The following is a 24,441-nucleotide window of genomic DNA, read 5'->3' as shown; positions in this document are numbered from 1 at the left end:
CCATGTTCAAGTATATCGGCGACATCGTTAAGGGCACCGGCACCCAGCTGCGCAGCCTGGCAATGGTGTTCTCCCACGGGTTCCGCAAGCGCGACACCCTGCAGTACCCCGAAGAACCCGTGTACCTGCCGCCGCGCTACCGCGGCCGCATCGTCCTCACCCGCGACCCCGATGGCGAGGAGCGCTGCGTAGCGTGCAACCTCTGCGCGGTGGCCTGCCCGGTTGGCTGCATTTCGCTGCAGAAGGCCGAGACAGAGGACGGCCGCTGGTACCCGGAGTTCTTCCGCATCAACTTCTCGCGTTGCATTTTCTGCGGCCTGTGTGAAGAAGCGTGCCCGACCACCGCGATCCAGCTGACTCCGGATTTCGAAATGGCCGAGTTCAAGCGTCAGGACCTGGTGTACGAGAAAGAAGATCTGCTGATCTCCGGCCCCGGCAAGAACCCTGACTACAACTTCTACCGTGTTGCGGGTATGGCAATCGCTGGCAAGCCGAAGGGCTCTGCACAGAACGAAGCCGAGCCGATCAACGTGAAGAGCTTGCTCCCATAAGGACAGAAAGATGGAATTCGCTTTCTACTTCGCATCCGGGATCGCCGTGGTCTCCACCCTTCGGGTGGTAACTGGCACCAACCCCGTGCACGCCTTGCTTTACCTGATCATTTCGCTGATTTCCGTGGCCATGATCTTCTTCGCCCTGGGTGCGCCGTTTGCCGGCGCCCTGGAAGTGATCGCCTACGCCGGCGCCATCATGGTGCTGTTCGTGTTCGTGGTGATGATGCTCAACCTCGGGCCGGCTTCGGTCGCCCAGGAACGGGGCTGGCTCAAGCCCGGTATCTGGGCAGGGCCGGTGATCCTCGGCACCCTGCTGCTGGCGGAGCTGCTGTACGTCCTGTTCGTCGCCCCGAGCGGCGCCGGCATCAGCGGTACCACCGTGGGCCCGAAAGCCGTGGGCATCAGCCTGTTCGGCCCGTACCTGCTGGTGGTCGAACTGGCGTCGATGCTGCTGCTGGCTGCAGCCGTCACCGCCTTCCACCTGGGCCGCAACGAGGCGAAGGAGTAAATCATGGGTGCTATCCCTCTCGAGCATGGTCTGGCGGTCGCCGGCATCCTGTTCTGCTTAGGTCTGGTTGGCCTGATGGTCCGCCGCAACATCCTCTTCGTGCTCATGAGCCTGGAAGTCATGATGAACGCCTCTGCCCTGGCGTTCGTCGTCGCCGGTGCCCGTTGGGTCCAGCCCGACGGCCAGGTGATGTTCATTCTGGTGATCAGCCTGGCAGCCGCCGAGGCCAGCATTGGCCTGGCCATCCTGCTGCAGCTGTATCGCCGCTTCCACACTCTCGACATCGATGCTGCCAGTGAGATGCGCGGATGAACCTTCTCTTCCTGACTTTCGTCTTTCCCCTCATCGGCTTCCTGCTGCTGTCGTTCTCGCGCGGACGGTTCTCGGAGAACCTGTCCGCCCTGATCGGCGTCGGCTCGGTAGGCCTGTCGGCCGCCACGGCCGCTTACGTCATCTGGCAGTTCAACGTCGCCCCGCCTGAGGGCGGCGCGTACAGCCAGCTGCTGTGGCAGTGGATGTCGGTGGACGGCTTTGCGCCGAACTTCACCCTGTACCTGGACGGCCTGTCGGTCACCATGCTCGGTGTGGTGACCGGTGTCGGCTTCCTGATCCACCTGTTCGCATCCTGGTACATGCGTGGCGAAGCCGGCTACTCGCGCTTCTTCTCGTACACCAACCTGTTCATCGCCAGCATGCTGTTCCTGATCCTTGGCGATAACCTGCTGTTCATCTACTTCGGCTGGGAAGGCGTGGGCCTGTGCTCGTACCTGTTGATCGGTTTCTACTACAGCAACCGCAACAACGGTAACGCGGCACTCAAGGCATTCATCGTCACCCGTATCGGCGACGTGTTCATGGCCATCGGCCTGTTCATCCTGTTCGCCCAGCTGGGCACCCTGAACGTGCAGGAACTGCTGGTGCTGGCACCGCAGAAGTTCCAGGCTGGCGACACCTGGATGGTGCTGGCCACGCTGATGCTGCTGGGTGGTGCGGTCGGTAAATCGGCACAGCTGCCACTGCAGACCTGGCTGGCCGACGCCATGGCGGGCCCGACTCCGGTTTCGGCACTGATCCACGCCGCAACCATGGTGACCGCGGGCGTGTACCTGATCGCCCGTACCAACGGCCTGTTCCTGCTGGCGCCGGACATCCTGCACCTTGTAGGTGTGGTCGGTGGCGTGACCCTGGTACTGGCAGGCTTCGCTGCGCTGGTACAGACCGATATCAAGCGTATCCTCGCCTACTCGACCATGAGCCAGATCGGCTACATGTTCCTGGCCCTGGGCGTGGGTGCCTGGGACGCGGCGATCTTCCACCTGATGACCCACGCCTTCTTCAAGGCCCTGCTGTTCCTTGCCTCCGGTGCGGTGATCGTTGCCTGCCACCACGAGCAGAACATCTTCAAGATGGGCGGCCTGTGGAAGAAGCTGCCGCTGGCCTACGCCAGCTTCGTGGTCGGTGGTGCGGCACTGGCGGCCCTGCCGATCGTGACCGTGGGCTTCTACTCCAAGGACGAGATCCTCTGGGAAGCCTTCGCCAGCGGCAACACCGGCCTGCTGTATGCCGGCCTGGTAGGCGCGTTCATGACCTCGCTGTACACCTTCCGCCTGATCTTCATCGCCTTCCACGGCGAAGCCAAGACCGAAGCCCACGCGGGCCACGGCATCAGCCACTGGCTGCCGCTGGGCGTGCTGATCGTGCTGTCGACCTTCGTCGGCGCCTGGATCACCCCGCCGCTGGCCGGTGTGCTGCCAGAAAGCGCCGGCCATGCCGGTGGCGAAGCCAAGCACGCGCTGGAGATCACCTCGGGTGCCATCGCCATCGCCGGTATCCTGCTGGCCGCCCTGCTGTTCCTGGGCAAGCGCCGCTTCGTCAGCGCCGTCGCTAACAGTGGCATCGGTCGCGTCCTGTCGGCCTGGTGGTTCGCTGCCTGGGGCTTCGACTGGATCTACGACAAGCTTTTCGTCAAACCGTACCTGCTGATCAGCCACATCCTGCGCAAGGACCCGGTTGACCGCACCATCGGCCTGATTCCTCGGATGGCGCGTGGTGGCCACGTGGCCATGAGCAAGACCGAGACTGGCCAACTGCGCTGGTACACCGCCTCTATCGCCGTGGGTGCCGTGCTGGTGCTCGGTGCCGTGGTAGTGGCTGCGGTATGACTATGAATCTTGCGACTTTGCCAAAGGAAACCAACCCGTCATGATTTTGCCTTGGCTGATCCTGATCCCCTTCATCGGCGGCTTCCTGTGCTGGCTGGGTGAGCGCTTCGGCGCCACCCTGCCGCGCTGGATCGCGCTGCTTACCATGTCCCTGCTGCTTGGCATCGGCCTGTGGCTGTGGGGTACCGGCGACTACACCCTTGCTCCCGCCCCGGGCGCCGAACCGGCCTGGGCCCTGGAATACAAAGTCCAGTGGATCCAGCGCTTCGGCATCAGCATCCACTTGGCCCTTGATGGCCTGTCGCTGCTGATGATCCTGCTCACCGGCCTGCTCGGTGTGCTGTCGGTACTGTGTTCCTGGAAAGAGATCCAGCGCCACGTCGGCTTCTTCCACCTCAACCTGATGTGGATCCTCGGCGGCGTGGTCGGTGTGTTCCTGGCCCTGGACCTGTTCCTGTTCTTCTTCTTCTGGGAAATGATGCTGGTGCCGATGTACTTCCTCATCGCGCTCTGGGGTCACAGCTCGGCAGACGGCAAGAAGACCCGGATCTACGCGGCGACCAAGTTCTTCATCTTCACCCAGGCCAGCGGCCTGATCATGCTGGTGGCGATCCTGGGCCTGGTGCTGGTCAACTACAACACCACTGGCGTGCTCACCTTCAACTACAGCGACCTGCTCAAGGCCGAGTTGCCTGCCGGTGTCGAGTACGTGCTGATGCTGGGCTTCTTCATCGCCTTCGCGGTGAAGCTGCCGGTGGTGCCGTTCCACTCCTGGCTGCCTGACGCTCACGCCCAGGCACCGACCGCAGGCTCGGTGGACCTGGCGGGTATCTTGCTGAAGACCGCGGCCTACGGCCTGCTGCGCTTCGCCCTGCCGCTGTTCCCGAACGCCTCGGCCGAGTTCGCGCCGATCGCCATGACCCTGGGCCTGATCGGTATCTTCTACGGTGCCTTCCTGGCCTTCGCACAAACCGACATCAAGCGCCTGATCGCCTTCTCCAGCGTCTCGCACATGGGCTTCGTGCTGATCGGTATCTACTCCGGCAGCCAGCAGGCCTTGCAAGGTGCGGTGATCCAGATGCTGGCCCACGGCCTGTCGGCTGCGGCACTGTTCATCCTGTCTGGCCAGCTGTACGAGCGCCTGCACACCCGTGACATGCGCCAGATGGGTGGCCTGTGGCACCGCATCGCTTACCTGCCGGCCATCAGCCTGTTCTTCGCAGCGGCATCGCTGGGCCTGCCAGGCACCGGCAACTTCGTCGGCGAGTTCCTGATCCTGATCGGCAGCTTCGTGCATGTACCGTGGATCACCGTGATTGCCACCACCGGCCTGGTGTTCGGTTCGGTGTACTCGCTGATCATGATCCACCGCGCCTACTTCGGCCCGGCCAAGACCGACACCGTGCTGGCCGGCATGGACGGTCGCGAACTGATCATGGTTCTGGGTCTGGCGGTATTGCTGATCCTGCTGGGCGTGTATCCGCAGCCGTTCCTCGACACCTCTGCCGCCACCATGAGTGGTGTGCAGCAGTGGCTCGGATCCGCTTTCACTCAACTCGCTTCGGCCCGGTAAGAGCGCTATGGAATTCACCACTCAACACTTCATCGCATTGGCGCCGATGCTGATCACCACCATCACCACGGTGGTGGTGATGCTGGCGATCGCCTGGAAGCGCAACCACTCGCAGACCTTCCTGCTGTCCACCGTGGGCCTGAACCTGGCCCTGCTGTCGCTCCTGCCGGCGCTTAAGGTCGCGCCGCTGGCGGTCACCTCGCTGATCACCATCGACAAATTCGCCTGCCTGTACATGGCGATCATCCTCATCGCGACGCTGGCCTGCGTCACCCTTGCCCACGCCTACCTCGGCGAGGGCTCCAAGGGTTTCCCGGGCAACCGTGAAGAACTGTACCTGTTGCTGCTGATGTCGGCCCTCGGTGGCCTGGTGCTGGTCAGCGCCAACCACCTGGCCGGCCTGTTCATCGGCCTGGAGCTGCTGTCGGTACCGGTCTACGGCCTGGTGGCGTATGCCTTCTTCAACAAGCGATCGCTGGAAGCCGGCATCAAGTACATGGTGCTGTCGGCCGCAGGCTCGGCTTTCCTGCTGTTCGGCATGGCACTGCTGTACGCCGACGCCGGCAGCCTGAGCTTCGACCAGATCGGCAAAGCCCTGGCTACCACCAGCATGCCAAGCCTGGTGGCCCAGCTGGGCCTGGGCATGATGCTGGTCGGCCTGGCCTTCAAGCTGTCGCTGGTGCCGTTCCATCTGTGGACCCCGGACGTGTACGAAGGCGCTCCGGCGCCGGTCGCCGCGTTCCTGGCAACCGCCAGCAAGGTGGCAGTATTCGCCGTTGTCGTACGCCTGTTCATGCTCTCCCCTGCTGCCAGCAGCGGCGTGCTCAGCACCGTACTGGCGGTGATTGCCGTAGCCTCGATCCTGATTGGTAACCTGCTGGCGCTGACCCAGAGCAACCTCAAGCGTCTGCTGGGTTACTCGTCCATCGCCCACTTCGGTTACCTGGTCATCGCGTTGGTCGCCAGCAAGGGCCTGGCCCTGGAAGCCATGGGCGTTTACCTGGTCACCTACGTGATCACCAGCCTGGGCGCCTTCGGCGTCATCACCCTGATGTCCTCGCCATACGGCGGCCGTGACGCCGATGCCCTGTACGAGTACCGCGGCCTGTTCTGGCGCCGCCCGTACCTGACAGCGGTACTGACCGTGATGATGCTGTCGCTGGCGGGTATCCCGCTGACCGCCGGCTTCATCGGCAAGTTCTACATCATCGCTACCGGCGTCGAATCGCACCTGTGGTGGTTGGTCGGTGCACTGGTGATCGGTAGTGCCATCGGCGTGTACTATTACCTGCGCGTCATGGTTACCCTGTACCTGGTCGAGCCGAATCTGCGTCGTCACGACGCCCCGCTGAAGTGGGAACAGCGCACCGGCGGCGTCATGCTGCTGGCTATCGCCATTCTCGCTTTCGTACTGGGTGTGTACCCGCAACCGCTGCTGGAACTGGTTCAGCAAGCGGGCCTGCAACTGATCGGTTGATCACCCTGGCAGCCCCAGTAATAGAAAACACCCCGCCTAGGCGGGGTGTTTTTTTATCTGCACGTTTTGTTACCTGCGCCCAATGGTGCCTCACTCACTCGGGCAGCCCTGGCCTGCGCCCGGCAAGGCGGCCTTGCGCAAATCACCATTGGCCGAAGGCAGGTACACTTCCGGGTTGGGCATGCCGCTGGGGGAGAGTTCATGGGTCATTTCGAATTCGGCGCGCACTGACCAGCCACACGCCTCGGTGGTGCATTGCAAATAAGCGATTCGCAGGAAAATATGGCGCCCTTCGCTAGTACGTATGCGCATCCGGCTGTGGCAATGCGGGCAAACCAGCTTGTAAGTACTCACGGCAAGTACCTGCTAGCATTGCCCAGGCTAGCCTGTGTATCAGTATTGGCTGCAACTGTGGGTGTATTCTTCAATTTGATGGTTCTCATTGCAGAAGTGCTCCTTAAAACGCAGGGCTGTATTCATAACGAGTAGTTTAAGCCCATGGAATATCATTAAACCAGTCATGGATATTTGTTATGAGTACTCACATACTTGCTGAGGTGCTCACCCGCCTTAAGCTTCTCACTGGCGCAAACACAGATGCCGAGCTGTCACGTGCACTGTCGGTCAGCCCGCAAACGCTGAGCAGCTGGAAGGTTCGCGAAAGCATCCCTTACTCACTTTGCATAGACATCGCCAAAAAGCATGCATGCTCTCTGGACTGGCTATTGCTGGGCCATGCCGAGCACAACGCCGCACCAAGTGATGCGGGTTGGGAGTGCGACATGCTCGAACGGCTGCGCACGCTCTCGCACAGCGATCGCCAGGCCATCCTGCTGTTCATCAAGGACAAGCAGCGCATCCAGCAGTTGGAACAGCAACTGAGCGAGCTCGGCGGCGCAACCAATGGCTAACCCCGACGGCGCCAGCGCTGGATGAGTTCGCGCGGGTCGAGTGTATCCAGCCAGACCATGACCTTGAGGCTGATGGGGATCACCACCACAGCGGCCACGAATGCCGACATGCCCCGAGTCAGCAAAGGCACCAATGACGAAACCAGTGGCTCAAACAAATGGCCCACGCCCACGGTCACGAATACCAGCAGGAGTTTCTTGGCCAGTGTCAGGCGCCTGGTCTCATTGGTGATCAATCGATCGCGTGCCGCGCTCACCAGCAATGCCCCCAGCAACGCGGCGAACAACACATCGCCATCCACCCCCAGGAACGCCACCAATGCCGAGGTCAAACTGTCTAAAACAGGTCGCTCAGGCATGGGCTTGCCCTCCGCGCGGAACAGGCAGGCAGGCGGTTGCCCCCAGGCTATACATGACCGCCGCTTCGACAAAACGGATGTAGCACACCCGCAAGGCACGCCCATGATCATGCCCGGCCACATCCTCGAGGCGCTTGTAGCCCCGCTCTCGCAGCACTGACCGCCAGCGGGCGAATTCGCGTGCAGCCTCGATAGCAGCGCAGCGCGCGGCCACTTCCAAAGCAGCATCACTGACAGACCGCGGCAGTTGCAGGTGCTCACGCAAACTGCCCAAATCCACCCGCGGCCAGAACGGGTCATGGCAATCGGCAAAGCGCGGTAGCCGAGGATCGTTGCTCATGCTCTACCCCCCTTACTGCTCGGCCAGCATGCCGTAGCGAATGGCCTTGATCACAGCTGCCACCCGGGTAGGCACTTCAAATTTGCGCAGGATGTTGGACACGTGAAAGTTCACCGTCGACTCCTTGCATTCAAGGATCTGGCCGATCTCCCACGAGCTCTTGCCATAAGCACACCACAACAGCACTTGCTGTTCACGTGGCGTCAGGCGAACCGGGGCGTCCGCCAAGGGTTGCTGCGAGTGTCGAGCGTTGTCAGTCATGTTTGAACTCCACGGGTGATTGAGCGAGGCATTACTGCCTACCTGCAGTCACCTTACGAAGCACAGGCCACCCACCTCCACCGCCGTGGTTTGTAAAGAACTTTCGTACAAGACCGTATGACGAAGGTTACGCACGATTTGCTGACTTTCTGCGTGCTCCAAGCCGCATTTCGCTCGTCTCAACGCCGTTGTCCATTCGCCTTTCGCCTGGAGTCGTACAATGCGTTCCGATTTACCCCTCTCGTCCTGCCTCGGTCTGCTGGCGGCCTTGGCTGCTACTCAGCCCGCTCTGGGGGCATCCTCGGTCGAATTGGGCCGAGTGCTGATCACCGATGAGGAGCAGAACGAGCTGACGGCAGCCAGCGAGCGCCTGCGTGAAATACCGGGAGCCAGCAACCTGGTGGACATGCAGCGCGTGGGGCAAGGCCGAGTGGCCAGCAACCAGGACGTGCTGGCCTACCAGCCTGGGGTGTTCGCCCAATCGGCAGGCAACGACGGCATCAAGCTGTCGATACGCGGCTCGGGCCTCAACCGCGCGCCGGGGGCGCACGGTTCCGGCGTTTACACGATGTTCGACGGCCTGCCGCTGACCGGCCCGGGCGGCACGCCTTACGAATTGTTCGAACCGCTGTGGCTGAGCCGTGCCGAAGTGCTGCGTGGCGCCAATGGCTTTGACCAAGGCTCCCTGGCCTTGGGCGGTGCCATCAACTACGTCACCCACACCGGCTACGACGCGCCTGCACTGCAAGTACGCTACGAGGTCGGTAGCCGCGGCTACCAGCATCGGCACATCAGTTCGGGCCAGGTGCTGGGCAATCTCGACTATTACGTGGCCCTGACCGACTCGGAATATGACGGCTACCAGGCGCACAGCAGCGGCAGCGCCAAGGGCATTGCCGCCAATGTCGGTTACCGCTTCAACCCCGACCTGGAAACCCGCTTCTACCTGCGCTACCGGGAAACTGAAAACGAACTGCCTGGGCGCCTGACCAAAGACCAGATCAAGCACCACCCACGCGCGGCCAACCCCAACTATCTGGCACGCGACGACAGCCGCCCGCAACCAGGCAGCACCTGGGTGGGCAACAAGACCACCTTCTACCTCGACGACGAGGCGCGCCTGGAAGCCGGCCTGGTCTATCACGACTACCCGATGGACCTGCGCGAAGGCCCCATGCGCCTGAAGGTCGCCTATACCGATGTCAGCGGTACGCTGAACTATTTCCGCCGCGACACACTGTTCGGGCGCGAGAGCAAGACCACCGTCGGTTGGCGTACCACCAAGCACCTGCCCAACAGCGGCGCTTCGCAATTTACCCGCAATGGCGATGTGTTCGGCGAGCGCACCCGTGACTTCACCTACCAGGGCTCGGACACCGTGCTGCATGTTGGCAACGATCTGGAACTGGTCCCCAACCTGTGGCTGAGCACCGGCCTGGCCATGGTCTACACACGCCGCGAAAGTGACGTGACCTACCCCGCTGAAGGCGGCAAGGTGAGCATGCATGACTGGGACTATGCACCCCGCCTGGGGCTGCGCTACGACATCCGCCCGGACTTGCAGGTGTACGGCAACCTGAGCCGCTCGGTAGAGCCGCCACACCCGTGGTCGCTGATCTGGAGCGCGCCCAGCACAGGCGGCAAGCAGATCCAGCCGATCGAGATGCAGAACCAGACAGCCACCACCCTGGAACTGGGCGCCCGTGGCGACTCGGCGCTCGGCCGCTGGGACCTGGCCTGGTACTACTCGCAAGTGCGCCACGAACTGCTGGCCGTTGAGGTAGTGCCGAACTTCACCTCGGAATTCAACGCCAGCGCTACCGTGCACCAAGGCGTTGAAGCCGGCCTCGACAGCACCCTGTGGGAACGCGCGGGCACTGGCAAGCTGAGCTTGCGCCAGGCCTACACCTTCAGCGACTTCCACTACCGTGATGACGACACGTTTGGCGACAACCGTCTGCCCGGCATCCCCATGCACTACTACCAGGCCGAGCTGCGCTATGACTGGCCGAGCGGCTTCTATGCCGGGGTCAACACACAAATGGCTTCGAAGGTGCAGGTGGACTACGCCAATAGCTACCACGCCGATGAATATGCCTTGCTCGGCGCACGCGTTGGCTGGGACTCACCGAAACAGGACTGGCAGACCTGGCTGGACCTGCGCAACCTGACCAACCAGCGCTATGCAGCGACCGTGACGCCGGCCTACAACGACGCCGGCCAGGACAATGCCCGTTCGACACCGGGCGAAGGATTTGGCGTATATGCCGGGGTTTCCTACAGCTTCCGCTGACGGGTAGGCGCGGATTTACCTGCGAATGCGTCGGCAAATTCAATGACGCATTCGCGGGTAAACCCGCGCCTACACAGGGGCGCTGCACAGCATCATTCGGGGCTCAGACCGCCCTGTTCAACTTCACCCATGAAGCAAACCTGTCGACAAACGCCTGCAAGAACGGTCGCGTCTTGTCGTTGAGCTTGCCCGAATCCTCGAACAAGCTCGCCGCACCGCCAAGGTAAGCCTCGGGCATCTGCATGCAGGGCATGTCGAGAAACACCAGCGACTGGCGCACCGCATGGTTGGCGCCAAAGCCACCAATCGCCCCCGGCGACACACTCACCACCGCCGTCGGCTTGCCGCTCCAGGCACTTTGCCCGTAAGGACGCGAACCCACATCGATGGCATTTTTCAGGCAGCCTGGCACCGAGCGGTTGTATTCCGGGGTGACGAACAACACCGCATCACTGCGGCGGATTTCATCGCGAAAACGCTTCCAGGTTTCCGGCGGTGCCTCGGCTTCGATATCTTCGTTGTACAGCGGCAGGTCGCCAATCTCGACGATCTTCAGCGCAAGGCTGGACGGCGCCAGCTCCGAAAGTGCGCGGGCGACCTTGCGGTTGTAGGACTCCTTGCGCAAGCTGCCCACGACGACTGCTACCGAATACACCTGGCTCATGGCAATTCCAACCTTTGCGGGTTAAATAGACGTTGTAGTTATAGATGACCGTTCTCCAGTGCCTAAGTTTTTTTTCCGCAGGGCGAAAACTTCCGCGTCTGTTTCACGGTCTATGCCTTCATACATTTCCTACGTAATTCAGAGGTTTCCACCCAAATGGCAGCAGTAATGGTCGGCCAATTCCACGCCCGTGACGCCGAAGGCCGCATCTACCCCGTGCACGAGTTTCAGGAATCCACCCTGCAACTCGACGGCAGCACGCTGGGCGCCCCCATCACCACCTACCGCCTGGCCATCGGCGACAAGGTCAACCACCTGGGTGATAACCGTTTCGAACTGGCACGCTCCGGCGTCGAGATCACGCGCATTCCGTGATGCAATCCACCGTGTAGCGGCCCCCTTCGTGCTGCAGGCCGTGCACATCGGCGACAAACCCGGGAAAGCCCTGGTTGAATGCTCGGGCGAATGCCAAGTAGTCCAGGATCGAGCGGGTCGCCTCGGTGAACCGCTCACCCGGCATGATCAACGGAATGCCAGGCGGGTACGGCACCAGCATCACTGCCGCCACACGCCCCAGCAGCGCCTCGATCGGTACCGCCTCCACCTCGCCACGCACCATCTTGTCATAGGCCTGGGCCGGGCTTACGGCCACCTCCGGCAAACGAGTGAACAGCCGCTTCAGCTGCTTGGCCGTGGCATTGACGCGGTAGCAGTCATGTAACTGGTCGCACAGGTCGCGCAGGCCTATGCCCTGGTAGCGAAGGGCGTCGGCAGCCCCCACACTCGGCAGGCAATTGCTGAGCGGGGTGTTGCCGTCATAGTGGCGCTTGAACTCAAGCAGTTCGGTGAGCAAGGTGCTCCACTTGCCCTTGGTGATGCCCATGGAAAACAGCACCAGAAAGCTGTACAGGCCGGTTTTTTCCACCACCAGCCCGCGCTCCCAGAGAAACTTGCTGACTACTGCCGCCGGGATGCCGTGCGCGCCCAGTACACCATCAGCGCTCAGGCCCGGCATCACCAAAGTCACTTTCAGCGGGTCGAGCAGCACATAGTCGGCCGCCACTTCACCAAAACCATGCCATTGCGCCCCCGGCTGCAACAACCAGTCCTGCGCGGCCAGACGGGGGATGCCCTCGGCACTTGGCGGCTGCCAGATGCTGAACCACCAGTCCTCTGCGGCAATGTGCTCACGCAGGTTGGCCAGGGCACGACGAAAACTCAACGCCTCGTCGAACATCTCCTGCAGCAGCGAGCGCCCGGCCGGCCCTTCCATCATGGCCGAAGCCACATCCAGCGAGGCGAGAATGCTGTACTGCGGCGAGGTAGAGATGTGCATCATGAACGCTTCGTTGAAACGGTCCCGGTCCAGCTGCCGCCTGGCCCCGTCCTGCACATGAATCATCGAAGCCTGGCTGAACGCCGCGAGCAGCTTGTGGGTGGAATGGGTACTGAACACCAACGGGCTGTCTGCCGCGCAGGCGGTGCCCATGGCGTAGCGCCCGGTGAAAAAGTCGTGGAACGCGGCATAGGCAAACCAGGCCTCGTCGAAGTGCAGCACCTCGACACTGGCACCCAGGGCCTGCTTGATCAGCCCGGCGTGGTAACACAGCCCGTCGTAGGTGGAGTTGGTCACTACCGCCAGCTTGATACGCTGCCCACGATCACGGGCAAGGGGGTTGGCCTGAATCTTCGCGGCGATCGCCTCGGGGCTGAACTCGCTGAGCGGGATCGGGCCGATGATGCCCAGTTCGTTGCGCTCCGGGCACAGGTACAGCGGGATGGCACCCGTCATGATGATCGCGTGCACCACCGACTTGTGGCAGTTGCGGTCCACCAGCACCAGGTCGTCACGGCCGACCATGGCGTGCCAGACGATCTTGTTGGCCGTGGAGGTACCGTTGATGACGAAGAAGGTGTGGTCGGCGCCGAAGTTGCGCGCCGCCCTGGCCTCGGCTTCGGCCAGCGGGCCTGTGTGGTCGAGCAGCGAACCCAGCTCCGGCACGGAAACGGACAGGTCCGAGCGCAGGGTGTTTTCCCCGAAGAACTGGTGAAAGGCTTGGCCTACCGGGCTTTTATGATAGGCCACACCGCCACCATGGCCCGGGGTGTGCCAGGAGTAGTTGGACTGCGCAGTGTGCTGCACCAGCGCCTTGAAGAACGGCGGCAGCAGGCCGTCGAGGTAGGTGTGTGCAGCACGCGCCACCTGGCGGGCGAGAAACGGCACGGTGTCTTCGAACAGGTAAAGGATGCCACGCAGCTGGTTGAGCTCGCTCATGGCTTCGGCGGGAGCATTTTCCAGGGTCACCTGCTCGCCCAGGGCGAAGATCGGCAGGTTGGGTGCGCGCAGACGGGCCAGGCGGATCAGCTCGGCCATGTTCTGCAGTAAATGGGTGTTCTCGCCAGCGCCTTCGGCCGCGATGAGCATGCAGGCCAGGCCGTGGTGGGTGGCAGCGACCAGGCGCGCTTCGGCGTGGTCAGCGGCGGCGAGAATGGCAAAGCCATCCTGGCGCAATTCCTCGGCGATGCCGCGCACACGTTCGCCAGCAACACTGTCGGCCTTGATGGCGCGGTGGACGATGAGGATCGGGAACTTGAGGTCCTTGTACATCAGGTGGCTACCTCCGAAGGACATGGCGTCCATTTCAGGGTAGTTGAGCCTTGTATTGCCTGTACTGGACCTTTCGCGGGTGAACCCGCTCCTACTGGGCACCGGTCGGTGATTGGACACAGGCCGTCGTAGGAGCGGGTTTACCCGCGAAAGGGCCGGGCCTGCTGGCCAATCTGCCCCCGCCATTCACCGCCGCAGCCGCCACCGTATTCGGCAGGTAAACCCGCGCCTACAACGATCTCCACTTCTGTTGCAGGGCGAAAGATCAGCCGGCTGGCGTCTCAGTCAGGGCCTGCCACAGCGAAGGCCCACCCGCCGACTTGGCAATGGCCGCCAGCCGCTCGGCATGCGCCTCCAGCTCTTCAGCGCTGGCCATGATCACCCGCCCTGGCGCACGCCCGACAATCCGGCGGATCTCGCTGCCGCCAGCGCCCTGCCCGTCCTCCTCGGCATCTGCGCCATTCCCAGCCAACGACAGGCTGGTCTGGCCACCGGTCATTGCCAGGTAAACGTCGGCTAGCAGTTCCGAGTCGAGCAGTGCGCCGTGCAACTCACGGCCCGAGTTGTCGATGTCGTAGCGTTTGCACAGCGCATCCAGGCTGTTGCGCTGCCCCGGGTGGCGCGAACGTGCCAGCAACAGGGTGTCCAGAATGGTGCAGTGCTGCGAAATGTCAGCACGGTCCTGCTGGCCCAGCAAGGCGAATTCGTTGTTGATGAAACCAACGTCGAACGCCGCGTTGTGGATGACCAGCGTGGCACCCTGGATGAACTGGAAGAACTCCTCGGCGACATCGCCAAAGCGGGGCTTGCCGACCAGGAAGGCATCCGTGATGCCGTGAACGTTGATCGCGCCCTCGTCACTCTCGCGGTCGGGCTGCAGGTAGACGTGGAAGTGCCGCCCGGTCAGGCGCCGGCCGATGACCTCGACACAGCCGATCTCGATGATCCGGTGGCCTTCGCCAACCGGCATACCCGTGGTTTCGGTATCGAGAATGACGAACCGTTTATCTTGCTGCTGCTCCACGCGGGCGCTCCAACTTGCATCCGTTACAAAGGTCGCGATTGTACCCCAGCTCAACGCTGGGCGCGCACCTCATCGACCCCACGGTTGGCCAGCTGGTCGGCGCGTTCGTTGCCGGGGTGGCCGATATGGCCGCGTACCCACTTCCAGGTCACCTTGTGGCGGTTGACCTGCTCATCGAGCTGCTGCCACAAGTCAGCGTTCTTCACCGGCTCCTTGGCGGCGGTCTTCCAGCCGCGCTTCTTCCAGTTGACCATCCATTCGTTGATGCCCTTCATCACGTACTGCGAGTCGGTGGTCAGCACCACCTCGCATTCACGTTTGAGCGACATCAGGCCCTGGATCGCGGCCATCAGCTCCATGCGGTTGTTGGTGGTCTCACGTTCGCCGCCCCACAGTTCCTTCTCGACGCCCTTATAGATCATCAGCACGCCCCAGCCACCCGGGCCAGGGTTGCCCTTGCAGGCACCATCAGTAAACATCTCGACGCTATCGCTCATGTACCACTCTTGAATTCAGTGCTTGTCAGTTTCGGGGTTGGCTGCGGTGCGGTTGACTTTCGCCAGTGGCAGCGGCAGCAGCTTGCCCATTGGCTCGCGGCGTTCCGGCCGCAAAGGCCGCAGGCCTACCACCATCTTGCGCGCCACCAGCAGGTACACCCCGCCACCGGAGCCCTGCCAGCCGCCGGCCAGTCGCTCCCAGCCCTCCAGGCGTTGCTGCCAGGCAGGTGAGGCAAGCGGCGGACGATAGCACCCGAAGCGGCGTTTCTCCAGCGCGAAGCCCAGCAGGTTGAGCCAGTCGCCCACCCGGGACGGCGAGATGCAGCGCGCCTTGCGCAGAGCACCGTGACTGAAGAAATGGCGCATGCCCCAGCTGCTCCAGGGGTTGATCCCCACGATCAGCAGGTGCCCGCCCGGGCGGACGGCACTGGCGGCCTCGCGCAGCAGGCCATGGGGCGACAGGCAGAAGTCCAGGCCATGCTGCAGCACCACCACGTCGGCAGCGTGCTCGCTCAACGGCCAGGCCTGTTCTTCGCAGACAATTTCCACACCCGGCAAGGGCGCACCAAGGCGCACGTTACGCTGCACCTGGGGGGCTCTGGGCGGTGGCTCGGCGCAGGGCCCGTAATGCACGAGATAGCCGCCAAAGAAGCGCCCGAGCTCTTCTTCCAGGAGTTTGTCCTCCTCCTTGAGCATCAGTTGCCCAAGTGGGCCGTTGAACCACTCACGGGCCAGGCTGATCAGCTCGACCCAGTCCGGGTCGGCCTGTGCAAAAGCTTGGTCGGTCATTGCGCTCTCCCTCGAAGGTTCTCCCACCGCGCCATCGCGGCTAAGATGCCCTCATGTGCCACGCTAGGCGAATCGGATCCGCACCATGATACAGATCGATGCTCTCCCCGCTTTCTCCGACAACTACATCTGGTTGTTACAGGATACTGCCAAACGCCGTTGTGCGGTGGTCGACCCGGGCGATGCCGGCCCGGTGGAGCGCTGGCTGGCTGCCAACCCCGAATGGGTGCTGAGCGACATCCTCGTCACCCACCACCACAATGACCATGTCGGCGGTGTGGAGCGGCTCAGGCAATTGACCGGCGCACGGGTCTGTGGCCCCGCCAACGAACGCATTCCCGGCCGCGACCTGGCACTGGACGAAGGCGACAGGGTGGACGTGCTGGGTGTGACTTTCCAGGTGCTGGCGGTACCCGGCCACACCCTGGGGCATATCGCCTTCTTCAGCGACCAGCCAGCAACGCCCATCCTGTTCAGTGGCGATACCCTGTTCGCCGCCGGTTGCGGGCGCATGTTCGAAGGTACACCCGAACAGATGCAGCCTGCCCTCGCCCGCCTGGCGGCCCTGCCAGAGCAGACAGCAGTGTACTGCGCCCATGAGTACACCCTCAGCAACCTGCGTTTCGCCAAGGCGGTGGAACCGACCAACCCGCACGTTCAACAACGGTTCGAGGACGTTAGCCGTTTGCGCGCCGAAAATCGCATCAGTTTGCCATCAACGATCGGCCTGGAGCGCCTGACCAACCCCTTTCTGCGTACCTCTGAAACATTAGTTAAACAAAAAGCAGACGAATGGAAGGGACATTCAAACACCACGCATGTCGCTGTTTTTGCTGCCTTGAGGTCTTGGAAGGACACCTTCTGATAACCGCAAGATATATCGCAAGTGATGGTCAAAGGTTGACCAGGCCCGGAGCGGTTTCTAGAATCGCCGAACTTTTTCGCCCGGATACCTGTATCAGCCGATGTCTTCCCGTAGCCGCAGAACCTCTCATTCCGTCGCCCTGACGCGCCTGGCCCAAATCAGTGCGCTGGCCCTGGCCGCCACCTTGGTGGGCTGCCAGAGCACCCGTCAGCTCGACGAATCCGATAGCGTTCGCGCGCACAACTACCAGGCGCGGATCAAGCACAAGCCTTCTCCGCTGCTGGTCAAGCCGGCCGAGCAGGCGCCGCAGGATGTCTGGGAGCGCATGCGCCAGGGCTTCGCCCTGCAGGACAGCATCGACGTCAACCCGCGCATCGAACAGCAGCGCTTGTGGTTCGCCAGCAACCCGACCTTCATCGAAAGCGCCGGGGAACGTGGCAGCCTCTACCTGCACTACATCGTCGAGCGCCTTGAAGAACGCGACATGCCGCTGGAACTGGCCCTGCTGCCAGCCATCGAAAGTGCCTACAACCCCATGGCCTACTCACGCGCCAGCGCTGCCGGCATGTGGCAGTTCATGCCGGCTACCGGTCGCCACTTCAACCTGCGCCAGACCAACTTCTATGACGGCCGCCGCGATGTCACCGCGTCGACCAACGCCGCGCTGGACTACCTGACCCGCCTGCACGACATGTTCAACGGCGACTGGCTGTTGGCCCTGGCGGCCTACAATGCCGGCGAAGGCACCGTCAGCCGAGCCATCGAGCGCAACGAAAGGCTCGGCCTGCCGACCGACTACTGGAACCTGCCGCTGCCACAGGAAACCCGCGACTACGTACCCAAGTTGCTGGCACTGTCGCAGGTGGTGTCCACGCCAGAAGCCTATGGTGTCAATCTCACCCCGATCGCCAACGAACCGTACTTCGAAGCGGTGGCGATCAATGACCGCCTGGACCTTACCCGGGTCGCGGCCTTTGCCAACATCGACGAGGACGAGCTGATCCAGCTCAACCCGGCATTCAAGAAGCGCATGACCGTCGATGGCCCGAAACAGCTGCTGGTGCCCACCGCCAAGGCGCAGTTGCTCAGTGCCAGCCTGTCCAACCTCAACCCGGAGCAACTGGTCAGCCTGCAACCGCCGAAAGCAGCGTTTGCCCGGGCTGTGGCCGAAGCCAAGGCACCGGTGGGGGCGCGTAGCTACCGGGTCAAGCGTGGCGATAACCTGAGCGCCATCGCCAAGATCAACCGTGTGTCGGTCAAGGACATCAAGCGCTGGAACCGTTTGTCCGGCAACAGTCTGCGTGCTGGCCAGGTTCTGGCCCTGCGCGGTGGCAGTGCACCGAGCGCCGCCGGCAACCGGGTTGCCGCCTCCGGGAAGCGCTCCACGCAATACAAGGTCCGCAAGGGCGATTCCCTGTACCTGGTGGCCAAGCGCTTCAATGTGGAAATGAAGCACCTCAAGCGCTGGAACCCACGCAGCGGCCATGCCCTCAAGCCAGGCCAGACCCTGACCGTCTACCTCGGGCATTGATCCCGCAACCAGGGCCCTCACGCGGCCTTGTGGGAGCGGCCTGGTGTCGCGATAGGGGCGCGGAGCGGCCCCAGTATTTCAACTTTTCAGCATAAACTGCCGGGGCTGCTGCGCAGCCCTTTCGCGACACAAGGCCGCTCCCACAGGTACCGTGGCACCTGTTGCCCCCGGCTTGGGGCCCGCACCTTCAAAACCTCTCTTTTTCCAACCCCACCAAGCTGTTACTGTACTCGATCAAAGCCCAACGCCTCTGGATCGGATGCCGACTTGATACGTCCCCTCCTGCTGTCACTCAGCCTGGCCTTGAGCTTTCCCGCAGCCGCGATGGTGAGCGAAAGCCACGGATACGCGCAGTTCGGCACGCTCAAGTACCCGGCCACCTTCACCCACTTCGACTGGGTCAACCCGCAAGCGCCCAAGGGCGGCACGTTGCGGGCCATGGCTTTTGGTACCTTCGACACGCTCAACCCCTACACCTTCAAAGGGTCGAGCCCGATTACCACGCCCAATTTCCAGCAGTACGGCATCAGTGAGCTGAACGAGCCACTGATGGTCGGCACGGGCCAGTACGACCCGTCCGGTGACGAGCCAACCTCCAGCTACGGCCTGATCGCCCGCTCGGTGGAGTACAGCGAGGACCGCAGCTGGGTGGTGTTCAACCTGCGCCCCGAAGCCCGCTGGCATGACGGCCAGCCCATCACCTCGGCTGACGTGGCCTTCTCGTACCGCACGCTGCTCAAGGATGGCCACCCGATCTACCGCACCAACCTGCAGGAAGTGCAGCGGGTAGACATCCTCGGCCCGCTGCGCATCCGCTTCGTGTTCAAACGCGCCGGCAACCCGCTGCTGATCCTGCGTCTGGGCGAAATGCCGGTGCTGCCCAAACACTACTGGCAGAAGCGCGACTTCAAGGCCACCACCTTCGAGCCCCCCTTGGGCAGCGGCCCCTACCGCATCACCCAGGTACAACCCGGACGACGCCTGGTGTTTGAACGGGTGAAGAACTACTGGGGCAAAGACCTGGCGGTCAACCGTGGCAAGTACAATTTCAATCGGGTCGAATACGAGTTCTATCGAGACGCGACGGTGGCCTTCGAAGCCTTCAAGGCCGGCGAGTTCGACATCTATATCGAGCACCAGGCAAAAAACTGGGCCAACGGTTACAACTTCCCTGCCGTGCGCCGCGGTGAAGTGATCAAGGCACAAATCCCGCACAGCATTCCCACGCAAACACAGGGCCTGTTCATGAACAGCCGCCGGGCCGCGTTCAGCGACCCGCGGGTACGCCAGGCGCTGGGGCTGATGCTGGACTTCGAGTGGACCAACCGCGCGCTGTTCAGCAGCGCCTACCGCCGCTCGACCAGCTACTACCCCAACAGCGAATTCGCCGCCAGCGGCCTGCCCACCGGCAAGGAGTGGCTGCTGCTGGCGCCATTCCGTGACCAGTTGCCGGCCAAGCTGTTCAGCGAACCGTACAAGGTCAGCCACACCGATGGCCGGGGTATCAGCCGCCAAACCCTGCGCCAGGCCCTGGGCCTGCTCGCCGAGGCCGGCTGGAAGCTGCACGGCCAGCGTCTGGTCGACAGCAAGGGCCAGCAATTGCGCATGGAGCTGCTGCTGGTAAACCCCAACCTTGAACGCATCCTGCAACCTTATGTCGAAAATCTGTCCAGCATCGGCATCGATGCGCGCTTGCGCACCGTGGACCGCGCTCAGTACAAACAACGCTTGGACCAGTTCGATTTCGACATGATTCTGATGACCCTGAACCAGACCCTCAGCCCCGGCCTCGAACAGTGGCTGTACTTCCATTCCAGCCAGGCCGCGACAAAGGGCAGCAAGAACTATGCTGGGGTCAAGGACCCGGTGGTCGACCACCTGCTCGACACCCTGCTCGCCGCCCGCACCCGCGATGACCAGATCGCCGCTGCCCGCGCCCTGGACCGCGTGCTCTCATGGCACTACTACATGATCCCCAACTGGTACCTCGACAACCATCGCCTGGCCTACCGCAACCGGTTCGCCTTCGTCACCACGCCGCCCTACACCCTTGGGCTGAACAGCTGGTGGATCAAGACTTCGGAGAAAGCCCAATGACGCCAACGCACCGTCTGCGCCGGCTGGCAGGCAGCCTGTTGCTCGCCTGCCTGAGCCTTCCCGCGCTGGCCGCACCGCAGCACGCGCTCACCCTTTACGACGAGCCACCCAAGTACCCCGCCGACTTCAAGCACTTCGACTACGTCAACCCGGATGCGCCCAAGGGTGGCACCTTCCGCCAGTCCAGCTTCGGCGGCTTCGACAGCCTCAACCCGTTCATCAACAAAGGCGTGGCGGCCGAGAACATCGGCATTATCTATGACACCCTGATGCGCCAGAGCCAGGATGAACCGTTCACCGAATACGGCCTGGTGGCCGGCAAGATCGAAAAGGCCCCGGACAACAGCTGGGTACGCTTCTACCTGCGCCCCGAAGCGCGCTTCCATGACGGCCATCCGATGCGCGCCGACGACGTGGTGTTCACGTTCAACGCCCTGATCAAGGACGGCGCCCCGCTGTACCGCCAGTACTACGCCGACGTCGCCGAAGTGGTCGCCGAAGATCCACTCAAGGTGCTGTTCAAGTTCAAGCACAAGAACAACCGCGAGCTGCCATTGATTCTCGGCCAGCTGCCGGTACTGCCCAAGCACTGGTACGAAAACCGCGAGTTCAACCGCGGCAACCTGGAAATCCCGTTGGGCAGCGGCCCGTACAAGGTCGCCGAGGTCAAGGCCGGGCGCTCGGTGCGCTACGAACGGGTCAAGGATTACTGGGCCAAGGACCTGCCCATCAACCGTGGCTTCTACAACTTCGATGTCATGACCTTCGACGCCTACCGCGATACCACCGTCGCCCTGGAGGCCCTCAAGGCCGGGGCATTCGACTATGGCCTGGAAGTCAGTGCAAAGAACTGGGCCACCGCCTACAACGTGCCCGCCGTGCGCGACGGCCGGCTGATCAAGGAAGAGCTGCCCAACGGCAACCCCACCGGTATGCAGGGCTTCATTTTCAACATCCGCCGCCCGGTGTTCCAGGATGTGCGTGTGCGCCAGGCCCTGAGCCTGCTGCTGGACTACGAGTGGACCAACAAGCAGCTGTTCAACGGCGCCTACACCCGTACCGGCAGCTACTTCGACAACTCGGAAATGGCCGCCCACGGCCTACCCAGCCCCAACGAGCTGAAAATCCTCGAACCACTGCGCGGCAAAGTGCCCGAGCAAGTATTTACCGAGGTCTTCCACAACCCGGTCAGTGACGGCAGCGGCATGATCCGCGAGCAACAGCGCCAGGCCTACAAGCTGTTGCAGGAAGCCGGCTGGAAAATCGTCGACGACAAGATGGTCGACGCCCAAGGCAAGCCGGCAAGCATCGAGTTCCTGCTGGCGCAGACCGAGTTTGAACGCATTCTGCTGCCGTTCAAGCGCAACCTTGCCGACCTCGGTATCGAGCTGAACATTCGCCGCGTCGACGTTTCGCAGTACATCACCCGCCTGCGCTCGCGTGACTACGACATGATCGTTGGCGGCTACCCGCAATCCAACTCGCCAGGCAACGAGCAGCGCGAGTTCTGGTCCAGCGCCGCCGCCGACAACCCCGGCAGCCGCAACTTCATCGGCCTGCGCGACCCGGCCATCGACCAACTGGTGGACCAGTTGATCAACGCCGACTCGCGCCAGAGCCTGATCGACCACTGCCGCGCCCTCGACCGCGTGTTGCTGTGGGGCTACTACGTGATACCCAACTGGCACATCAAGACCTGGCGTGTGGCCTACTGGAACCACATCGGCCACCCGAGCGTGTCGCCCAAGTACGACATCGGCATCGACACCTGGTGGATCAAGCCCGGTGTAATCCCGGCGGTCAGCGAAGCGCCTGCGGACGAGGCCAATTAAGATGCTGGCCTACATCCTGCGCCGCCTGCTGCTGATCATTCCGACCCTGTTCGGCATCCTCATCATCAACTTCATCATCGTCCAGGCCGCCCCCGGTGGCCCGGTCGAGCAAATGATCGCCAAGCTCGAAGGCTTCGAAGGCGCCACCAGCCGCATTGCAGGTGGCGGCGCCGAGGTTTCCGTGGCCGGCTCCAACTACCGCGGCGCCCAGGGCCTGGACCCGGCCCTGATTGCTGAAATCGAGCGCATGTATGGCTTCGACAAGTCGCCGCCCGAGCGCCTGTGGATCATGGTCAAGAACTACGCCCGGCTGGACTTCGGCGACAGCTTCTTCCGCGACGCCAAGGTGATCGACCTGATCGCCGAGAAGATGCCGGTTTCGATCTCGCTGGGGCTGTGGAGCACGCTGATCATGTACCTGGTGTCGATCCCGCTGGGGATCGCCAAGGCGGTGCGCCACGGCAGCCACTTCGACGTGTGGACCAGTTCGGCGATCATCGTCGGCTACGCCATCCCGGCCTTCCTGTTCGCCATCCTGCTGATCGTGCTGTTCGCCGGTGGCAGCTACTTCGACTGGTTCCCCCTGCGTGGCCTCACCTCCAACAACTTCGACGAACTGAGCACCACCGGCAAGGTGCTGGACTACTTCTGGCACCTGGTGCTGCCGATCACCGCGCTGGTCATCGGCAACTTCGCCACCATGACCCTGCTGACCAAGAACAGCTTCCTCGACGAGATCAACAAACAATACGTGGTTACTGCCAAAGCCAAGGGCCTGAGCCGATCACGGGTGCTGTACGGTCATGTGTTCCGCAACGCCATGCTGCTGGTGATCGCCGGTTTCCCTTCGGCGTTCATCGGCATCTTCTTCACAGGCTCCTTGCTGATCGAGGTGATCTTCAGCCTCGACGGCCTGGGCCTGATGAGTTTCGAAGCGGCCATCAACCGCGACTACCCGGTGGTCTTCGGCACCCTGTTCATCTTCACCCTGCTAGGGCTGGTGGTGAAACTGATCGGCGACCTGACCTACACCTTGGTCGATCCGCGCATCGACTTTGCCAGCCGGGAGCACTGACATGGCCTTGTCCCCCCTCAACCGCCGGCGCTTCGAGCGTTTCAAGGCCAACCGCCGTGGCTGGTGGTCGCTGTGGCTGTTCCTGATTCTGTTCGGGCTGAGCCTGGGCGCCGAACTGATCGCCAACGACAAACCGATCGCCGTACGTTACGACGGCCAATGGTACTTCCCGGCGTTCAAGCGCTACCCGGAAACCACCTTCGGCGGGGAATTCCCACTGGAAGCCAACTACAAGAGCCCCTACATCCGCGAACTGCTGGCGAAGAAAGACAGCTTCGTGCTGTGGGCACCCATACCGTTCAGCTACCAGAGCATCAACTATGACCTGCGCGTCCCCGCCCCCGCCCCACCTTCGGCGGACAACTGGCTGGGCACCGACGACCAGGGCCGCGACGTGCTGGCGCGGGTGATCTACGGCTTCCGCATTTCGGTTCTGTTTGCCCTCACCTTGACCGTGGCCAGCTCCATTATCGGCGTCATCGCAGGCGCCCTGCAGGGGTTCTACGGTGGCTGGGTCGACCTGGCCGGGCAACGCTTTCTGGAAATCTGGTCCGGCCTGCCGGTGCTGTACCTGCTGATCATCCTGGCCAGCTTCGTGCAACCCAACTTCTGGTGGCTGCTGGGCATCATGTTGCTGTTCTCGTGGATGAGCCTGGTGGATGTGGTACGCGCCGAGTTCCTGCGCGGGCGCAACCTGGAATACGTGCGCGCCGCACGCGCCCTGGGCATGCGCAACGGCGCAATCATGTACCGGCACATCCTGCCCAACGCGATGATCTCGACCATGACCTTCATGCCGTTCATCCTCACCGGCGCCATCGGCACCCTCACCGCCCTGGACTTCCTCGGCTTCGGCCTGCCCGCCGGTTCGCCCTCGCTGGGCGAACTGGTGGCGCAGGGCAAGTCCAACCTGCAAGCGCCATGGCTGGGCATCAGCGCCTTTGCCGTGCTGGCGCTGATGCTGAGCCTGCTGGTGTTCATCGGCGAATCCGCCCGCGACGCCTTCGACCCGAGGAAGTGA

The 24,441-nt window shown here is 62.6% G+C and carries 24 protein-coding genes; 15 read left to right on the top strand and 9 right to left on the bottom strand.

Features of this window, described 5'->3' with window-relative positions; genetic code table 11:
* Window positions 1-2 precede the first annotated feature (2 nt).
* From nuoI to nuoN, 6 genes are read left to right on the top strand one after another with little or no spacing between them, the layout of a single operon-like run.
* On the top strand, window positions 3-551 hold the full coding sequence (gene nuoI, locus KW568_RS09325) for an NADH-quinone oxidoreductase subunit NuoI (protein WP_003251442.1): 549 nt from the start codon (window positions 3-5) through the stop codon (window positions 549-551).
* Window positions 552-561: 10 nt separating this feature from the next.
* Window positions 562-1,062 carry an NADH-quinone oxidoreductase subunit J gene (gene nuoJ / locus KW568_RS09320; RefSeq protein ID WP_003251444.1) on the top strand — a complete coding sequence of 167 codons (501 nt, stop codon included), beginning with the start codon at window positions 562-564 and terminating at the stop codon, window positions 1,060-1,062.
* Window positions 1,063-1,065: 3 nt separating this feature from the next.
* Complete coding sequence (gene nuoK, locus KW568_RS09315; RefSeq protein WP_003251446.1) at window positions 1,066-1,374, top strand: NADH-quinone oxidoreductase subunit NuoK; 309 nt, start codon at window positions 1,066-1,068, stop codon at window positions 1,372-1,374.
* On the top strand, window positions 1,371-3,224 hold the full coding sequence (gene nuoL, locus KW568_RS09310; protein ID WP_003251447.1) for an NADH-quinone oxidoreductase subunit L: 1,854 nt from the start codon (window positions 1,371-1,373) through the stop codon (window positions 3,222-3,224). The genes nuoK and nuoL overlap by 4 nt, the downstream gene beginning before the upstream one ends.
* 40 nt (window positions 3,225-3,264) lie before the next feature.
* Window positions 3,265-4,797, top strand: a complete 1,533-nt coding sequence (gene nuoM / locus KW568_RS09305; RefSeq protein ID WP_003251448.1) for an NADH-quinone oxidoreductase subunit M — start codon at window positions 3,265-3,267, stop codon at window positions 4,795-4,797.
* Between the two features lie 7 nt (window positions 4,798-4,804).
* Window positions 4,805-6,274, top strand: coding sequence for an NADH-quinone oxidoreductase subunit NuoN (gene nuoN / locus KW568_RS09300; protein ID WP_003251449.1), 1,470 nt, complete (start codon window positions 4,805-4,807; stop codon window positions 6,272-6,274).
* A 90-nt stretch (window positions 6,275-6,364) separates the two neighbouring features.
* Here the strand turns inward: nuoN and KW568_RS09295 are convergent, their stop codons facing one another.
* Window positions 6,365-6,628 (bottom strand): ogr/Delta-like zinc finger family protein, encoded by a 264-nt coding sequence (locus tag KW568_RS09295; protein ID WP_004576942.1) that lies wholly within the window; start codon window positions 6,626-6,628, stop codon window positions 6,365-6,367.
* A gap of 179 nt (window positions 6,629-6,807) precedes the next feature.
* On the opposite strand from KW568_RS09295, the gene KW568_RS09290 reads away from it, so the two are divergent.
* The gene (locus KW568_RS09290) at window positions 6,808-7,185 is read left to right on the top strand and encodes a helix-turn-helix domain-containing protein (RefSeq protein ID WP_003251451.1); all 378 of its coding nucleotides are present in this window, start codon (window positions 6,808-6,810) and stop codon (window positions 7,183-7,185) included.
* On the opposite strand, the gene KW568_RS09285 is transcribed toward KW568_RS09290, so the two are convergent.
* The 3 genes from KW568_RS09285 to KW568_RS09275 are packed head-to-tail and all read right to left on the bottom strand — an operon-like array spanning window position 7,182 to window position 8,145.
* Complete coding sequence (locus KW568_RS09285) at window positions 7,182-7,544, bottom strand: hypothetical protein (protein ID WP_004576943.1); 363 nt, start codon at window positions 7,542-7,544, stop codon at window positions 7,182-7,184. The two genes, KW568_RS09290 and KW568_RS09285, sit on opposite strands and share 4 nt — an antisense overlap.
* On the bottom strand, window positions 7,537-7,884 hold the full coding sequence (locus KW568_RS09280) for a head completion/stabilization protein (RefSeq protein ID WP_004576944.1): 348 nt from the start codon (window positions 7,882-7,884) through the stop codon (window positions 7,537-7,539). The genes KW568_RS09285 and KW568_RS09280 overlap by 8 nt, the downstream gene beginning before the upstream one ends.
* Window positions 7,885-7,896: 12 nt before the next feature.
* The gene (locus KW568_RS09275; protein ID WP_003251454.1) at window positions 7,897-8,145 is read right to left on the bottom strand and encodes a helix-turn-helix domain-containing protein; all 249 of its coding nucleotides are present in this window, start codon (window positions 8,143-8,145) and stop codon (window positions 7,897-7,899) included.
* A gap of 220 nt (window positions 8,146-8,365) precedes the next feature.
* Here KW568_RS09275 and KW568_RS09270 point away from each other — a divergent pair, with 220 nt between their 5' ends.
* On the top strand, window positions 8,366-10,438 hold the full coding sequence (locus KW568_RS09270) for a TonB-dependent receptor domain-containing protein (protein WP_004576945.1): 2,073 nt from the start codon (window positions 8,366-8,368) through the stop codon (window positions 10,436-10,438).
* Between the two features lie 103 nt (window positions 10,439-10,541).
* Here KW568_RS09270 and chrR read toward each other — a convergent pair whose 3' ends face one another.
* The gene (gene chrR / locus KW568_RS09265) at window positions 10,542-11,102 is read right to left on the bottom strand and encodes a class I chromate reductase ChrR (RefSeq protein WP_003251456.1); all 561 of its coding nucleotides are present in this window, start codon (window positions 11,100-11,102) and stop codon (window positions 10,542-10,544) included.
* Between the two features lie 156 nt (window positions 11,103-11,258).
* Here chrR and KW568_RS09260 point away from each other — a divergent pair, with 156 nt between their 5' ends.
* Window positions 11,259-11,477 carry a hypothetical protein gene (locus tag KW568_RS09260; RefSeq protein ID WP_003251457.1) on the top strand — a complete coding sequence of 73 codons (219 nt, stop codon included), beginning with the start codon at window positions 11,259-11,261 and terminating at the stop codon, window positions 11,475-11,477.
* On the opposite strand, the gene KW568_RS09255 is transcribed toward KW568_RS09260, so the two are convergent.
* The 4 genes from KW568_RS09255 to KW568_RS09240 form a co-directional block, all read right to left on the bottom strand.
* Window positions 11,461-13,710, bottom strand: coding sequence for an Orn/Lys/Arg decarboxylase N-terminal domain-containing protein (locus KW568_RS09255; protein WP_004576946.1), 2,250 nt, complete (start codon window positions 13,708-13,710; stop codon window positions 11,461-11,463). The two genes, KW568_RS09260 and KW568_RS09255, sit on opposite strands and share 17 nt — an antisense overlap.
* Window positions 13,711-13,975: 265 nt before the next feature.
* The gene (dnaQ, locus tag KW568_RS09250; protein WP_003251459.1) at window positions 13,976-14,734 is read right to left on the bottom strand and encodes a DNA polymerase III subunit epsilon; all 759 of its coding nucleotides are present in this window, start codon (window positions 14,732-14,734) and stop codon (window positions 13,976-13,978) included.
* Window positions 14,735-14,784: 50 nt separating this feature from the next.
* Entirely contained in the window at window positions 14,785-15,231 is a 447-nt protein-coding gene (rnhA, locus tag KW568_RS09245; protein WP_003251460.1) for a ribonuclease HI, read from the bottom strand.
* 15 nt (window positions 15,232-15,246) lie between these two features.
* Window positions 15,247-16,020 carry a class I SAM-dependent methyltransferase gene (locus KW568_RS09240; protein WP_003251461.1) on the bottom strand — a complete coding sequence of 258 codons (774 nt, stop codon included), beginning with the start codon at window positions 16,018-16,020 and terminating at the stop codon, window positions 15,247-15,249.
* 85 nt (window positions 16,021-16,105) lie between these two features.
* Between KW568_RS09240 and gloB the strand changes: the two genes are divergently transcribed.
* The 6 genes from gloB (at window position 16,106) to KW568_RS09210 (ending at window position 24,441) form a co-directional block, all read left to right on the top strand.
* Entirely contained in the window at window positions 16,106-16,885 is a 780-nt protein-coding gene (gene gloB, locus KW568_RS09235; protein ID WP_004576947.1) for a hydroxyacylglutathione hydrolase, read from the top strand.
* A gap of 100 nt (window positions 16,886-16,985) precedes the next feature.
* A complete protein-coding gene (locus KW568_RS09230) occupies window positions 16,986-18,416 on the top strand; it encodes a lytic transglycosylase domain-containing protein (protein WP_004576948.1) in 1,431 nt (476 codons plus the stop codon).
* Between the two features lie 267 nt (window positions 18,417-18,683).
* On the top strand, window positions 18,684-20,513 hold the full coding sequence (locus tag KW568_RS09225; protein ID WP_033726868.1) for an extracellular solute-binding protein: 1,830 nt from the start codon (window positions 18,684-18,686) through the stop codon (window positions 20,511-20,513).
* Window positions 20,510-22,345 carry an extracellular solute-binding protein gene (locus tag KW568_RS09220; RefSeq protein ID WP_004576950.1) on the top strand — a complete coding sequence of 612 codons (1,836 nt, stop codon included), beginning with the start codon at window positions 20,510-20,512 and terminating at the stop codon, window positions 22,343-22,345. The genes KW568_RS09225 and KW568_RS09220 overlap by 4 nt, the downstream gene beginning before the upstream one ends.
* Before the next feature lies 1 nt (window position 22,346).
* A complete protein-coding gene (locus tag KW568_RS09215) occupies window positions 22,347-23,420 on the top strand; it encodes a microcin C ABC transporter permease YejB (RefSeq protein ID WP_003251466.1) in 1,074 nt (357 codons plus the stop codon).
* Window position 23,421: 1 nt separating this feature from the next.
* Window positions 23,422-24,441 carry an ABC transporter permease gene (locus KW568_RS09210; protein WP_003251467.1) on the top strand — a complete coding sequence of 340 codons (1,020 nt, stop codon included), beginning with the start codon at window positions 23,422-23,424 and terminating at the stop codon, window positions 24,439-24,441.

Origin of the sequence: Pseudomonas sp. HD6515 (genome assembly GCF_024971855.1) — a bacterium.
Taxonomy (GTDB): domain Bacteria; phylum Pseudomonadota; class Gammaproteobacteria; order Pseudomonadales; family Pseudomonadaceae; genus Aquipseudomonas; species Aquipseudomonas alloputida.
Note: the sequence above shows the minus strand (reverse complement) of the source record. Positions and strands in the feature narration are given on the sequence as shown.